Annotated in this window: 16 protein-coding genes; 5 read left to right on the forward strand and 11 right to left on the reverse strand. The window is 56.1% G+C overall.

Going from position 1 to position 14,410, the window contains the following annotated elements:
• Positions 1-31 precede the first annotated feature (31 nt).
• The 5 genes from FCL49_RS16840 to FCL49_RS16860 all read left to right on the forward strand — a co-directional run bounded on the left by FCL49_RS16840 (position 32) and on the right by FCL49_RS16860 (position 6,285).
• A complete protein-coding gene (locus FCL49_RS16840; RefSeq protein WP_174354436.1) occupies positions 32-1,171 on the forward strand; it encodes an amidohydrolase/deacetylase family metallohydrolase in 1,140 nt (379 codons plus the stop codon).
• Entirely contained in the window at positions 1,155-2,273 is a 1,119-nt protein-coding gene (locus FCL49_RS16845; RefSeq protein ID WP_174354437.1) for a DgaE family pyridoxal phosphate-dependent ammonia lyase, read from the forward strand. The genes FCL49_RS16840 and FCL49_RS16845 overlap by 17 nt, the downstream gene beginning before the upstream one ends.
• The gene (gene dagF, locus FCL49_RS16850; RefSeq protein ID WP_174354438.1) at positions 2,270-3,010 is read left to right on the forward strand and encodes a 2-dehydro-3-deoxy-phosphogluconate aldolase; all 741 of its coding nucleotides are present in this window, start codon (positions 2,270-2,272) and stop codon (positions 3,008-3,010) included. Before FCL49_RS16845 ends, dagF begins: the two co-directional genes overlap by 4 nt.
• A 92-nt stretch (positions 3,011-3,102) precedes the next feature.
• On the forward strand, positions 3,103-4,317 hold the full coding sequence (locus tag FCL49_RS16855) for a lactonase family protein (protein ID WP_174354439.1): 1,215 nt from the start codon (positions 3,103-3,105) through the stop codon (positions 4,315-4,317).
• A 51-nt stretch (positions 4,318-4,368) separates the two neighbouring features.
• On the forward strand, positions 4,369-6,285 hold the full coding sequence (locus tag FCL49_RS16860; RefSeq protein ID WP_174354440.1) for a BglG family transcription antiterminator: 1,917 nt from the start codon (positions 4,369-4,371) through the stop codon (positions 6,283-6,285).
• Positions 6,286-6,338: 53 nt separating this feature from the next.
• Here the strand turns inward: FCL49_RS16860 and npr are convergent, their stop codons facing one another.
• The 11 genes from npr to FCL49_RS16915 all read right to left on the reverse strand — a co-directional run bounded on the left by npr (position 6,339) and on the right by FCL49_RS16915 (position 14,381).
• Positions 6,339-6,611 (reverse strand): PTS phosphocarrier protein NPr, encoded by a 273-nt coding sequence (npr, locus tag FCL49_RS16865; RefSeq protein ID WP_012147066.1) that lies wholly within the window; start codon positions 6,609-6,611, stop codon positions 6,339-6,341.
• Positions 6,608-7,462: an RNase adapter RapZ gene (gene rapZ / locus FCL49_RS16870; RefSeq protein ID WP_012147065.1), complete on the reverse strand. Its 855-nt coding sequence runs from the start codon at positions 7,460-7,462 to the stop codon at positions 6,608-6,610. Before rapZ ends, npr begins: the two co-directional genes overlap by 4 nt.
• 131 nt (positions 7,463-7,593) lie before the next feature.
• Positions 7,594-8,055, reverse strand: coding sequence for a PTS IIA-like nitrogen regulatory protein PtsN (ptsN, locus tag FCL49_RS16875; protein WP_012147064.1), 462 nt, complete (start codon positions 8,053-8,055; stop codon positions 7,594-7,596).
• A gap of 163 nt (positions 8,056-8,218) precedes the next feature.
• On the reverse strand, positions 8,219-8,506 hold the full coding sequence (gene hpf, locus FCL49_RS16880; protein WP_012147063.1) for a ribosome hibernation promoting factor: 288 nt from the start codon (positions 8,504-8,506) through the stop codon (positions 8,219-8,221).
• Between the two features lie 23 nt (positions 8,507-8,529).
• Entirely contained in the window at positions 8,530-9,963 is a 1,434-nt protein-coding gene (gene rpoN / locus FCL49_RS16885; RefSeq protein ID WP_174354441.1) for an RNA polymerase factor sigma-54, read from the reverse strand.
• A 50-nt stretch (positions 9,964-10,013) separates the two neighbouring features.
• Entirely contained in the window at positions 10,014-10,739 is a 726-nt protein-coding gene (gene lptB / locus FCL49_RS16890) for an LPS export ABC transporter ATP-binding protein (RefSeq protein ID WP_135318176.1), read from the reverse strand.
• Between the two features lie 6 nt (positions 10,740-10,745).
• Positions 10,746-11,285, reverse strand: a complete 540-nt coding sequence (gene lptA, locus FCL49_RS16895) for a lipopolysaccharide ABC transporter substrate-binding protein LptA (RefSeq protein WP_135318175.1) — start codon at positions 11,283-11,285, stop codon at positions 10,746-10,748.
• Positions 11,254-11,832, reverse strand: a complete 579-nt coding sequence (gene lptC, locus FCL49_RS16900) for an LPS export ABC transporter periplasmic protein LptC (RefSeq protein WP_135318174.1) — start codon at positions 11,830-11,832, stop codon at positions 11,254-11,256. Before lptC ends, lptA begins: the two co-directional genes overlap by 32 nt.
• A complete protein-coding gene (kdsC, locus tag FCL49_RS16905; RefSeq protein WP_135318173.1) occupies positions 11,829-12,383 on the reverse strand; it encodes a 3-deoxy-manno-octulosonate-8-phosphatase KdsC in 555 nt (184 codons plus the stop codon). The genes lptC and kdsC overlap by 4 nt, the downstream gene beginning before the upstream one ends.
• A gap of 17 nt (positions 12,384-12,400) precedes the next feature.
• Complete coding sequence (kdsD, locus tag FCL49_RS16910; protein WP_135318172.1) at positions 12,401-13,387, reverse strand: arabinose-5-phosphate isomerase KdsD; 987 nt, start codon at positions 13,385-13,387, stop codon at positions 12,401-12,403.
• A 16-nt stretch (positions 13,388-13,403) separates the two neighbouring features.
• Positions 13,404-14,381, reverse strand: a complete 978-nt coding sequence (locus FCL49_RS16915; RefSeq protein ID WP_174354442.1) for a calcium/sodium antiporter — start codon at positions 14,379-14,381, stop codon at positions 13,404-13,406.
• Positions 14,382-14,410 lie beyond the last annotated feature (29 nt).

Consider the following 14,410-nt stretch of genomic DNA (forward strand, 5'->3'; position numbering starts at 1 on the left):
CGCTCCCCTGCTTGAAAAGGAGTAATGCAGTATGTATGACTTAGTAATCAGACGCGCCAGACTGGCGGATGACCGACTGGTCGATTTGGCGGTTCAGGACGGCAAGATTGCCGCGGTCGGGCAACTGGCTGAAGACGTTCGCGCGCATCGGCTATGGGATCTGGCGGGCAATCACCACCTGAGTGCCGGCTGGATCGACTCCCACGTGCATTGTTACCCCTCTTCGCCGATTTACCATGACGAACCGGATTTGGTCGGCACCGCCTGTGGCGTCACCACGGTGGTCGACGCCGGTAGCACCGGCACTGACGATGTAGATACGTTTTATGCACTGACGCGCCGTGCCAAAACCAACGTTTTTGCCTTCCTGAATATTTCGCGTATCGGTCTGCTGCGACAGAACGAACTGGCAGACCTGGCCGATATCGACAAGCAGAAAGTCGGCCAGGCAATAAGTGAACACCCGGGCTTTATCATTGGCATCAAGGCGCGCATGAGCAGCAGCGTGGTTGGCCAGAATGGCACCCGGCCGCTGGTGCTTGCCAAAGAGATCCAACAGGAAAATAACCAATTGCCGTTGATGGTGCATATCGGCAATAACCCACCGGATCTCGATGAGATAGCCGATCTGCTGACCCGTGGCGACATTATCACCCACTGCTACAACGGCAAACCAAACCGCATTCTGACCCCGGCGGGCACGCTGCGTGAGTCTATCCAGCGTGCGCTGCAGCGCGGTGTGCTGCTCGACGTTGGCCACGGCAGTGCCAGCTTCAGCTTTGAGGTCGCCCGGCAGGCGATAGCCTTGGGCATTTTGCCGCATACCATCAGTTCCGATATTTATTGCCGCAACCGCATGGCCGGGCCGGTACACAGCCTGGCGACGGTGATGTCCAAATTCTTCAGCGTCGGGCTGTCGCTGCCGCAAGTGATCGCCTGCGTGACTGAGAATGCCGCGTCGGCGCTACGCCTGGTCAATAAGGGCCGGCTTGAAGTGGGTTGCGACGCCGATTTCACCCTGTTTGATCTCCGCCAGGGGCCGCAGGTGTTTGCCGATTCAGAAGGGCAATCGGCAGCCGGCCAACAGTTGCTGGTTCCGCTGGCCGCGGTGGTGGCCGGGGAAATCCTATTAACCGATGAAGGGAAAGCCGCTCATGTCTTCGATTTATGAAAAATATAATTTAAAACAAGTCATTAATACTTCAGGTCGCATGACCATGCTCGGCGTGTCCACACCGCGTCAGGACGTCATTGATGCGGTTGACTATGGCCTGAATCACTATTTTGAAATCAAGGATCTGGTCGACAAGACCGGCGCCTATATCGCCAATCTGTTGAATGTCGAAGATGCGGTGATCGTTTCCTGTGCCTCGGCAGGCATCGCCCAATCGGTGGCGGCACTGATCGTCAAAGACAACGCCAACCTGCTGGTGAATTTGCACTCTGCGCCGATTAGCGTACCGCGCGAAATCGTATTGCCGCGTGGCCATAACGTCAACTTCGGCGCGCCGGTCGACACCATGGTGGCGCTGGGTGGCGGCAAAGTGGTCGAGGCGGGTTATGCCAACGAGTGTTCTGCCGAGCAGCTCGAAGCCTGCATCACGCCGCAGACCGCCGCTATTCTCTATATCAAGTCGCACCACTGCGTGCAGAAAAGCATTCTTTCCGTTGAACAGGCGGTGGTGGTGGCGCGCAAGCATAGCCTGCCACTGATCGTCGACGCCGCGGCGGAAGAAGATTTGCTGTGTTACTACCAGATGGGGGCCGACCTGGTGATTTACAGCGGTGCCAAAGCCATCGAAGGCCCAACCAGCGGGTTGGTGATCGGCAAGAAGCAATACGTCGAGTGGGTGAAGCTGCAATCCGGCGGCATCGGCCGGGCGATGAAAGTGGGCAAAGAGGGCATCCTCGGCCTGACGCAGGCGATCGAAAGCTATCTGACGTTGGAGAAAACCACCGGTCAGCAAATGGTGGAAAGAATGACGCCGTTTATCGACAGCCTGAACACCCTGACCGGCATCAGCGCCAAAACCGTCTGGGACAGTGCCGGCCGCGATATTGCGCGGGCAGAGATCACCTTTGACGAAGCGGTGCTCGGACGTTCTACCTACGACATCGTGCAGGCGCTGAAAACCGGCGATATCGCTATCTACTTCCGCGGCTATAAGGCCAACGAAGGCAAGATTGAAGTGGATGTGCGCAGCGTTGATCAGCAACAGCTGATGACCGTCTTCACCTGTATTAAAAATCTGTTCACGGAGAAACAAGCATGAAGCTGCAACCTAACTACTATCGCGATCGCGTGTGCCTCAACGTCTTGGCCGGCTCGAAAGACAATGCGCAGGACATTTATTCGGCGGCGGAAGGGCATGTGCTGGTGGGCGTTCTGTCTAAGAACTACCCGGACGTCGACAGTGCAGTGGCAGACATGCAGCGCTATGCGCGGCTGATTGAGAATGCGCTGTCGGTGGGATTGGGCGCGGGCGATCCGAAACAGTCGTCGATGGTCAGTCTGATTTCTCAGCAGGTGCAGCCACAGCACGTAAACCAGGTGTTTACCGGTGTCGGTGCCAGCCGCGCACTGCTGGGCCAAAATGACAGCGTGGTCAATGGCCTGGTGTCACCCACCGGCCGCGTTGGCTGGGTGAAGATCTCGACCGGCCCGCTGAGTGCTGCGGCACCGGACGGCATTGTGCCGGTGGAAACCGCCATTGCCCTGTTAAAAGATATGGGCGGCAGCTCAATCAAATATTTCCCGATGGGCGGGCTGGCGTGCAAAGAAGAATACCAGTATGTGGCCCAAGCCTGCGCAGAACATGACTTTATGCTGGAGCCGACCGGCGGCATCGATCTGGAAAATTTCGAGCCGATCGTCGAGATCGCACTGGCTGCGGGTGTGAAACGGGTGATCCCACATATCTACAGCTCCATCATCGATTCTGCCACGGGCAACACTCGCCCGCAGGACGTTAAAACCTTGCTGGCAATCACCAAAAAGCTGGTCGGGTAAACGCATTATCGGATGACGTAAGGCAGGGAGGCGACAGGCTTTGTATCCACCGGCGCGGGCATTCCGCGCCGCTATCTATCATAAGGATAACTATGCGAAACTGGCAGTCTCCAACCCTACGCACCGCGTTAACCCTGGCGCTACTGGCGATGACCAGCCCGGTGCTGCATGCTGAGGATGCTATGAAATCTACGTCATCTCATTTTGCTTATATCGGTACCTACAATCCTAACGGTGAAGGCGTTTATCGGGTGCAGGTCGACTCGGCCAGCGGTGCGTTGAGCGGTAAAACGCTGGTCAGCAAGCAGGCCAACCCGGCACAGCTCACCGTGGATGCCAAAGGCCAGACGCTGTATGTTGCCAGCGAAGTGGCAGATTTTAACGGCACCAAACACGGCGGCATCATCGCTTACCGCATCAATCCATCCGATGGCAATCTGACTCAGCTCAATCAGGTCGATTCCCAAGGCGCGGGGCCGGTATATCTTTTTCCGACGCCCAATGGCCGTTATCTGCTGGTAGCGAACTACGTCAGCGGCACCGTGGCGGCTTTCCCGGTAGAGAGCGACGGTAAACTGGGCAACGCCAGCTCGGTACAGCAACAGCAAGGGCCCGCAGGTGCCGGTAAGCCGGAGGGCGCGGTAGAAGGCAGTTTTGCCATCAGCGATCACAACGGGCCGCATGCGCATATGATCGCCAGCGATCCGAGCGGCAAGTTTGTGTTTTCTACCGATCTGGGGCTGGATCGGATCTACCAGTGGCGCTTTGACGATGCCAGTGGCCAACTGACGCCGAACGATCCACCGTGGATCGCTGCATCTTCTGCTGGTGCCGGCCCGCGTCACTTTGTCTTCCATCCGGACGGCAAAACTGTGCTGCTGGTGAACGAAGAGGCTTCAACGCTGACCAGCTACCGTTTCGACAGCCAAAAAGGGACTTTGAAACAGTTACATGTTGTTTCTTCGCTGCCTGCCGATTATAAGGGGACCAACTTTGCTGCCGGGTTGGTTCTGAGCGCAGACGGGAAAAATCTGTATGTCGCCAACCGGCTACATAACAGCATTGCGCAGTTCAGCGTCGGCAGCGATGGCGAGTTGCACGCGGTGGCGGAAACCTGGACGCGCGGCGATTATCCACGCTCCCTGACGCTAAGCCCGGACGGGCGTTATCTTTATGCCATGAACCAACGCAGCGATAACGTCACCCGTTTTGGCGTGGATAAGGCCAGCGGCAAACTCAGCTTTGTTGAAGGCTATACGCCGGTGGGCAGCCCCTCGCAAATGGTGTTCTTGCCGGTGGCGAAGTAACCCGTTGCCCGCCTGATTCCCCAGGCGGGCACCTTAATTGACGGAAAGAGAATGGTGCGATTTCCCTACCCGCGTTTGGCCTATCTGTTTGATGCTTTGCAGTCTGAGACTTTGCCACAGGAAGAACTGGCGAAGCGCTTCGCCGTGTCCACCCGAACCGTGCGTGCCGACATCACCGCGCTGAACGATATTCTGGAAAACTATGGCGCTCACTTTGTGCATAGCCGTGGGGCGGGTTATCGCCTGCAGGTCGATGACGCCGCGTTGTTTAGCGCCCTGCAGCATCAGGAACGTAAAAAACACGCCACGCCACGCAGCGCCCAGGAGCGGGTGCACTATCTGCTGATTCGTTTTTTGACCTCAGCCTTTTCTCTGAAGCTTGAAGATTTAGCCGATGAATGGTTTGTCAGCCGCGGCACGCTGCAAAACGACATGGCTGAGGTGAGAGAGCGTCTGGCGCACTACCAGTTGACCATTGAAACCAAACCGCGTTACGGCATGAAGCTGTTTGGTTCAGAGATGGCGATCCGCGCCTGTCTGACCGATCTGTTATTCCAGTTGCATCTGGCCGATGCCGAAAATCCACTGCTCAACAATGAGATCCTGCGGCAACCGCAGGTGGTGACCTTTGCCGGTTTGCTGCATCCGTTGCTGTCGCAATATGCCATTCGTCTGACGGACGAAGGTGAGCAGTATCTGATTTTCTACTGTGCAGTGGCGCTGCGACGCATTACCGATGGTTATCCGCTGCCGGACTTTGACGTTGAGGACGGGGATGACGCGGTGCGCAAGGTGTCGACCTGGCTGGCCGGGGAACTGCGCAAAGCCAGTGGCAAAGAGATATCGATAGCGGAAGAGGCCTACCTGCGGGTGAACATCGCCGCGCGGCGGGTGCAGGAGGTGCAACCGACCGAGATCAACGCCGACGATGAAGAAGCGCTGGTGGATTACATTCTGTCGTATATCAACGCGCACTATAACTACAATCTGCAGGGCGACAAGCAGCTGCGCGCCGATCTGCTGACCCATATCAAGACCATGATCACCCGGGTGAAATACCAGATTAATATCCCCAACCCGTTGCTGGCGAACATTAAACAGCACTATCCGATGGCCTATGACGTGACGCTGGCCGCGGTCTCCAGTTGGGGAAAATACACGCCTTATACCCTGAGTGAAAACGAGATTGGTTATCTGGTACTGCACATTGGCGTTGGGCTGGAGCGGCATTACAACATCGGCTATGAGCGACATCCGCAGGTGATGCTGGTGTGCGATACCGGTAACTCGACGGTGCGGATGATCCAGGCGCAGATCGCGCGCAAATATCCGCAGTTGGTGATGACGCGTATCGTTTCACTGCGTGATTACGAGGTGCTCAACCATATCGACGAAGACTTCGTTATTTCCAATGCGCGGGTCAGCGAAAAGAACAAGCCGGTGGTGGTGATGTCGCCGTTCCCGACCGAATACCAGCTCGAACAGCTTGGCAAACTGGTGCTGGTGGATCGCACCAAGCCCTATATGCTGGAGAAGTTCTTCGACGCCGAGCATTTTATGTTGGTCAACGAGCCGCTGACCCAGGCGGAATTATTCCAGCAGGTGTGCAGCCAGCTTGAGCAAGAAGGCTATGTTGGCGAAGATTTTTACCCTTCAGTGGTGGAGCGCGAGGCGATTGTTTCTACCCTGCTGGGCGAAGGGATCGCATTGCCGCACTCGCTGGGGTTGCTGGCGAAGAAAACCGTAGTGGTGACGCTGCTGGCGCCGCGGGGGGTGGTCTGGGGTGAAGGTGAAATTGCTCACGTGATTTTCCTGCTGGCAATCAGCAAGAGCGATTACGAAGAGGCGATGGCAATCTACGATCTGTTCGTCACCTTTGTGCGCGAACGTTCGATGACTCGTCTGTTGGGCAGTGACAATTTCGACAGCTTCAAGGCGGTGGCGCTGGACTGTTTAAGCCGGATCTAGTGGGGAACTTCAGGGGATAAGTAAGAGGGTGCCGTATGCGACACCCCAAGCTACTAGTCTTCGTCAAAACCTGAATTGATCAACTCAATGACCGCCGCCAGTGCTTTCGCTTCATCCGGGCCGGTGGCTTCCACTTCGATATGACGACCCTGCGCGGAGTCCAGCATCAGCAGCGCAATCACGCTGCTGGCTTCGGCCTCGGTGCCGCTGTCGTTGCGTAGCATCACCTCGGCATCAAAGCTCTGCACCAGCTCAAACAGCTTCATCGCCGGGCGTGCGTGCATGCCCAGCTTGTTTTTGATTTCAACCGTTTGTTTGACCGTCATTGTTTGCGTTTTTCCAGCGTGCGGTGGCGTGACTGCACGTTTTTGCCGCGTGAGCGGAAGTAGTCGGCCAACTGTTCTGCCACGTAGACTGAACGGTGCTTACCGCCGGTACAGCCAATGGCGACCGTCAGGTAGCTGCGGTTGTTGGTTTCCAGCATCGGCAACCACTGTTCGAGATAGCTGCGGGTCTGGTAGATAAAGTTGTGCACTTCAGTGTGGCGATCGAGGAACGAGGCGACGGGTTTATCCAGGCCGGTCATCGGACGCAGTTTCGGATCCCAGTGCGGGTTAGGCAGGAAGCGTACGTCGAACACGTAGTCGGCGTCGATTGGGATACCGTGCTTAAAGCCGAAGGATTCGAACACCATGGTCAGCTCGCGCTCGCGTTTGCCCAACAGGCGGGTACGCAGCATTTCGGCCAGCTCATGCACTGACATTTCCGAGGTATCGATGATCAGATCGGCCCTGGAGCGCAGTGGCTCAAGCAGGTCGCTCTCTTCATCGATGGCGCTTTCCAGCGACAGGTTCTTGCTCGATAGCGGGTGCAGACGGCGAGTATCACTGTAGCGGCGGATCAGCGTATTACGGTCGGCATCGAGGAACAGCAACTGCGGCGAAAAGCTGTCCGGCAGTTGGGTCATCGCATATTCAAACACTTCCGGCGATTCCGGCATGTTACGTACGTCGATGCTTACCGCAGCGGAGCTATTGCGTTCCGCCAGCGTATTGGCAAGCTGCGGCAGCAGTACCACGGGCAGGTTATCAACGCAGTAAAAACCCATGTCTTCCAGCGCCCGCAAGGCGACGGATTTCCCTGAACCGGAACGGCCGCTGACAATCATCAGCACCATGTGGCAACTCCCCCTGGCATCTCAGTGGCGTTTATCGCCACCGTTAGAAACTTTAGGATCCCTGTCCGAACCGGGACCCATCGTGGCTAAACAGTATCGTTATCCGGGCTGGAAGTCACGCCAGCCGGGCGTTACTCGGTGATGATTTGGTAAAGCTCTTCGTCACTTTGCGCCGCACGCAGGCGGCGGCATACGGTTTTGTCGGCCAGGCGCTTGGCGACCAGCGACAGAGTATGCAAATGAGTTTTACATTGGTCGGCCGGTACCAGTAAGGCAAACAGCAGATCGACCGGCTGGTTATCAATGGCGTCAAAGGCGATAGGTTGGTCGAGACGGATAAACACGCCAACGGCCCGCAGTGTGTCCTCTTCCAGTTTGCCGTGGGGAATAGCGATACCATTGCCGATACCGGTACTGCCCATGCGCTCGCGGGTGAGAACCGCGTCAAACACCACCTGTGATGACAGGTTGAGCTGTTTTGCGGCCAGTTCGCTGATAATTTCCAAAGCCCGTTTCTTGCTGGTGCAATGGACGGAGCTTCTGGTGCACTCGATGTTTAACACCGAGCTTAATTGCATTGTTTCGTTGTTCATCTCATCTTCACTTAAAACCACACCAGCAAGCAGGAGGCTTGTGAGGTGATTTTTCGCCTTGTTTAACCCTTGATGGCTTATCGGCGCGATACCCATACAGGTAACGCGCCGATGGCCGAGGCTACGTTTGAGCCGTACCCGCTGACGGAAACGGCCCAGAATGTCAGTGTTGTTTCAGTTTGTCTTTATGTTTGTTCAATTGACGCGCCAGTTTGTCGATCAGGGAGTCAATTGCGGCATACATGTTCTCGTCTTCCGAGGTGGCGTGCAACTCGCCTCCATTCACGTGCACCGTCGCTTCCGCAATCTGCTGCACTTTTTCCACACTAAGTACGACATACACCTGATTTATGCGGTCAAAATACTGTTCGAGTTTGGCGAACTTGGTGTTCACGAACTCGCGCAAAGGTTCGGTGATTTCGATGTGGTGTCCGGTAATGTTGAGCTGCATAATGTCTTCCTTCTCAATAGAGGTCAAACCAACTGTTTACGTTGGTTGGACGGCGGGATGGACAAAGACTCTCGGTACTTGGCGACGGTGCGCCGCGCCACGATGATCCCCTGATCGGAGAGCAGGGTGGCCAGCTTGCTGTCGCTGAGCGGTTTGGCGGGGTTTTCCGCCGCGATCATTTTCTTCACCACTGCCCGGATCGCCGTAGAGGAGGCTTCGCCCCCGCTGTCGGTATTCACATGGCTGGAGAAGAAATATTTCAATTCGAAAATGCCGCGCGGACTGTGCAAAAACTTCTGCGTGGTCACACGTGAAATTGTCGATTCATGCATCTCCACAGCCTGGGCGATATCTGCCAGCACCATGGGCTTCATAAATTCTGCACCCTGTTCAAAAAACGCCTGTTGCTGCTCGACGATGCAGCGCGAAACTTTCAGCAGAGTGTCGTTTCGGCTTTCCAGACTTTTGATCAGCCATTTCGCTTCCTGCAAATTGCTGCGGATGTACTGGCCGTCACTGTCGTTACGCGCGCTATTGCCCATCGCCGCGTACTGCTGGTTGATCTTCAAGCGTGGAATGCTGTCGCTGTTGAGTTCGACCGTCCAGACATCCTGCACTTTGCGCACCAGCACGTCCGGGATCACATACTCGGATTCGCCGGTGTTGATCGACTGACCCGGACGGGGATCCAGTGACTGGATCAGCAACATCGCTTCTTTCAGTGTATCTTCTTTTGAGCGCGTTGTTCGCATCAGGCTGCGAAAGTCGTGGTTAGCCAGCAGGTCCAGATGCTCGCTGATGATCAGCCGTGCTTCAGCCAGATAGGGCGTGTCTTTGGCGTACTGGGAAAGCTGAACTAGCAGACAATCGCGCAGGTCGCGCGCGGCGACGCCAACCGGATCAAAACGCTGTACGCGCTTCAATACCGCTTCGACTTCGTCCATTGTCACATTCTCGTCACCCAGGCTCTCCAGAATGTCTTCCAGCGGCACGGTGAGATAGCCGGTGTCATCAACGGCGTCGACGATTGAGGTGGCAATGGCGGCATCGGTATCGGAAAACGGCGTCAGATCCACCTGCCACATCAGGTAATCCTGCAGGGTCTGGGTGGTCTCGCCCTGATAAACAGGGAGCTCATCGTCATTGTAATCGGTGCGGGTACCTGACGGCGTGCCGGCGGTGTAGATTTCGTCCCAGGTGGCGTCGAGCGGCAGCTCTTCGGGCATGTCCTTTTGTTCCAACGCCTCGCGGGTATCCAAACCTTCGGTTTCGACAGTTTCTTTGGCGTCGACTTCTTCGTGCAGGTCGCTCTGTTCAAGCAATGGGTTGCTCTCTAACGCCAGCTGTATCTCCTGCTGGAGCTCAAGCGTGGACAACTGCAGCAGGCGGATAGCCTGCTGGAGCTGGGGGGTCATGGCCAGTTGTTGGCTAAACCTGAGTTGCAAACCTTGCTTCATATTCTTCAGTCTACTTCCGTTAACAGTCGTCCATCAGGACGCGCTGGCACTCAGAGGCGGAATTCTTCGCCCAGATAAACGCGTTTCACCTGCTCATCGGCCAGAATAGCATCCGGCGTGCCGTGGGCAATCAGTTTGCCCTGGCTGACGATATAGGCGCGTTCACACACGTCCAGCGTTTCGCGCACGTTATGGTCGGTGATCAGCACGCCCAGGCCGCTGTCACGCAAGTGCTCGATAATTTTTTTAATGTCGATAACGGAAATCGGGTCAACCCCTGCGAACGGCTCATCCAGCAGGATGAATTTCGGGTTGGCTGCCAGCGCACGGGCGATCTCGACGCGGCGGCGTTCACCACCGGACAGCGCCTGGCCCAGGTTGTCGCGCAGGTGAGTGATATGGAATTCTTCCATCAGTTCTACCGCACGGTCGGCTCGCTGCTCGCTGCTGAGATCTTCACGGATCTCCAGCACGGCCATCAGGTTGTCATACACGCTGAGGCGGCGGAAGATGGATGCTTCCTGCGGCAAATAGCCGATGCCACGGCGTGCACGGGCGTGCAGCGGCAGCAGACTGATGTCTTCTTCGTCAATCACGATACGCCCGGCATCACGCTGAACGATACCCACCACCATGTAGAAGGTGGTGGTCTTGCCGGCGCCGTTTGGCCCCAGCAGGCCGACGATCTCGCCGGATTTCACTTTCAGGCTGACGTCTTCAACAACTTTGCGGCCCTTGTAGGCTTTCGCCAGGTTTTCTGCGATGAGTGTAGCCATAAGTGATTAGTTACTCTTCTTTTGCCCGTTTTTGTCTTGCAACTGCGACGGTACCAGGACCGTAGTCACGCGTTTGCCTTTGTCGCTAAACGCCTGCATTTGCTGCTGTTGCACCAGATAGGTGATGCGATCGCCTTTTACGTTGCTGTCGAGCTGTTCCAGATAGGCGTTCCCGGTCAGGGTCACCAACTGCGACGCCACATCGTAACGAACCTTCTGCGCATGGCCTTTCACCGGCTTGCCGTTGTCTTGCATCTGATAGAAGGTCACCGGGTTGCCAAAGGCTTCGATATAAGTTTTGTTCTGATCGCCGCCTGGCCTGGTCACCACAACCTTGTCGGCCTTGATATCGATAGTGCCTTGCTTGATCACCACGTTATCGGTAAAGGTGCTGACGTTGCTCTGCATATCCAGAGACTGTTTCAGCGAGTCGATGCTTACCGGTTGGCTGGAGTCGGACTTCAGCGCCCAGGCAGGGGCGCTGGCGGCCAAAATCAAGCTGCCGATCAATAGATTACGGCTTTGTTTGTTGGTTCTGAATTTCATAGTTGGTCTTAACCTTATCAATCAGCTCAGCGGTTTTGGCCCGCAGGTTCCCACGCATTTTCATGCCGTTAGAGGTGAAGTTCGTCCCATAGAGTGTCACTTCGTCGTCCGAAGCCACATCCTGGGTCACCAGGTTCACCTGAGCATTGTCTGTTTTAATTTTTTCCAGCTGTGAGGTGGTGGTCAGGCTGTTCACCTCGACATGGCCGTAAAGATACAGCATCCGGTCTTTAGTCAGTTTGGCGCGATCGGCGCGAACTGACCAGGTGGCCACCGCGTTTTCATCAAACAGCGTCATCACTGGCTGGGTAAACCAGCTTAATTCGTCGGCTTCATAGTACTTCACGTCTTCCGCCACCAGCTTATAGCTCAGCTTGCCGGTCGGATTGTACACTATGGTGACCGTGTGCTGGCTCTGATAAGTCGGGTCCTGGCTGTTAACCGGCCCCGGCGTGGCATCATCATTGACATCCGTCATGTTCCAGCCAATCAGCGCCAATGCGATCACCGCCAGCAGGATGGTGATCCAAAGTTTGGTTTTACTCATATCGACAGCCCTTTGGCGTCCTCCAGCTTGTTCTGAGCCAAAAGAATAATGTCACACAGCTCGCGCACCGCGCCGCGGCCGCCGGCAATGCGGGTAATATAGTGGGCGCGTGGCAGCAGCAGAGGATGTGCATCTGCCACCGCGACCGACAGGCCAACCTGAGCCATCACCGGCCAGTCGATCAGGTCGTCGCCAATATAGGCTACCTGATCTGCCGTTAGCGACAGTGTATCCAACAGTTCGCGGAAGGCCAAAAGCTTATCGGATTGCCCCTGGTAAAGGTGGGTAATACCGAGGGTATTCGCGCGGTCTTCCAGGAGCTTGGCGGAGCGGCCGGTAATAATGGCCACTTCAATACCCGAGGTTTTCAGGCAGCGAATGCCGTAACCGTCGCGTACGTTAAACGCTTTTAATTCTTCGCCATTGTTGCCCATGAAAATCAGGCCGTCTGACAGCACGCCATCGACATCACAAATCAGCAGGCGGATTTTACCGGCGCGAGCCATGACCTCTTGTTCTACTGGCCCGTAGCAGGTTTCAACCAGACTCATTGAGTTCTCTTCCATAATTAAACGACGCCGGCGCGTAGCATGTCATGCATATGTACCACACCCAGCAACTGGTCGCCATCGGCAACCAGCACCGAGGTGATATGGCGTTGCTGCATCAGGTTCAGCGCGTCGACCGCCAGCAGGTTCGGACGCACCCGCACGCCACCGAGCGTCATAACATCGACAATTTTGGCCTCGTTGAGATTGATGCCCATATCAAAAATCCGGCGCAGGTCACCATCGGTAAAGATACCGGCGATCTTCATCAGGTCGTCACAGATGACCGTCATGCCCAGATTTTTGCGGGTGATTTCCAGCAGCGCGTCGCGCAGCGATGCATCGGCGCTGACGTGGGGAATTTCATCGCCGCTGTGCATGATGTCGCTCACGCGCAGCAGCAGTCGGCGGCCCAGAGCGCCGCCAGGGTGTGACAACGCAAAGTCTTCCGGCGTGAAACCGCGGGCTTTCAGCAGGGCAACGGCTAACGCATCGCCCATCACCAGGGTGGCGGTGGTGCTGGTGGTCGGTGCCAGGCCGAGCGGGCAGGCTTCTTGCGGCACCTTGATGCACAGATGAATATCCGCCGCTTTGCCCATCGAACTTTCCGGGTTGTTGGTCATGCAGATCAACGGGATTTGCTGGCGCTTCAATACCGGGATCAGCGCCTGGATTTCGTTGGACTCACCGGAGTTGGAGATGGCGAGCACGATATCCTGTGCAGACACCATGCCGAGGTCGCCGTGGCTGGCTTCCGCAGGGTGAACAAAGAACGAAGGCGTGCCGGTGCTGGCGAAGGTGGCGGCAATCTTGCAGCCGATATGGCCGGATTTACCCATGCCCATCACCACCACTTTACCGGTGCATTCGGCGATCAATTCGCAGGCGCGGGTAAAGTCTGCATTGATGTATTGATCGAGCTGGGCCAGCCCGTCACGCTCAATCTGCAGCACTTCTTTGCCTGCCTGCTGAAAATCAAAGCCTGGTTGCAACTGAATATTCGACATGCTCATTCCCGTCGGTTTAGCCGAAAGTACTGAAAGGGTTAAAAAACAGCACCGCAAGATACGCAATAAAGCCACATAATAACAGAGCCCCTGCCAGATGACCGATACGATGTTTACGCCCAACGCACAGGGCGGTGAGCACAATGCTGACCGCCAGCATCACCCAGTAATCGCGGTGGAAGGCGGCGCCATCGACGCTGCCCGGGGACAATAGGGCGGGGACACCCAGTACTATCACCGTATTGAAAATGTTGGAGCCGATGATATTGCCAATTGCCATATCATCCTCACCCTTTAGTGCTCCGGCGATGGAGGTGGCCAGTTCCGGCAGGCTGGTGCCGACAGCGATAAGGGTCAGGCCGACCACCAGCTCACTCATACCGAAGAAGTGCGCAATCACCGTGGCGTTATCGACCACCATTTTGGAAGACAGCGGCAGAATGATAAACGCCAGCACCAGCCACAGCACCGCCACGGTGTTGCTGCTGTCCTGCGGCAGCTCGGCCATTTGTTCCAGGGTCAGGCTGTCGCTGCCTTCTCGCTGCGCCAGCCGGGCAATTTTCAGCATTAACAGAATGAAGACGGCGGCGGCGGCCAGCAGCACCACGCCATTCAGCCGGCTCAGCGTGCCGTCCATCAGCACAAAACCGCACAATACTGTGACCGCCAACATCAGCGGCAGTTCGCGCCTCAATACTTCAGAACGCGCAGCCAGCGGGTGGATCAGTGCGGCAACACCAAGGATCAATAGAATATTGGTGATGTTGGAACCTATTACGTTTCCGACCGCCATATCTATTTGCCCGTTCAGCGCGGCGGTGGTCGAAACAAACAGTTCCGGCAGCGAAGTGCCGATACCGACGATGGTTATGCCGATAATCAATGGTGGCACACCAAGTGAACGAGAAATCACCGCAGCACCGTAAACTAAGCGGTCTGCGCCATACACCAGTAAAAATAAACCAACGATTAATAAAACTATCGCGAGAAACATGCAGGGTCCTTTGTTGGGTATTATCCCGG

Source organism: Serratia proteamaculans (assembly GCF_013337185.1).
Classification (GTDB): domain Bacteria; phylum Pseudomonadota; class Gammaproteobacteria; order Enterobacterales; family Enterobacteriaceae; genus Serratia; species Serratia proteamaculans_D.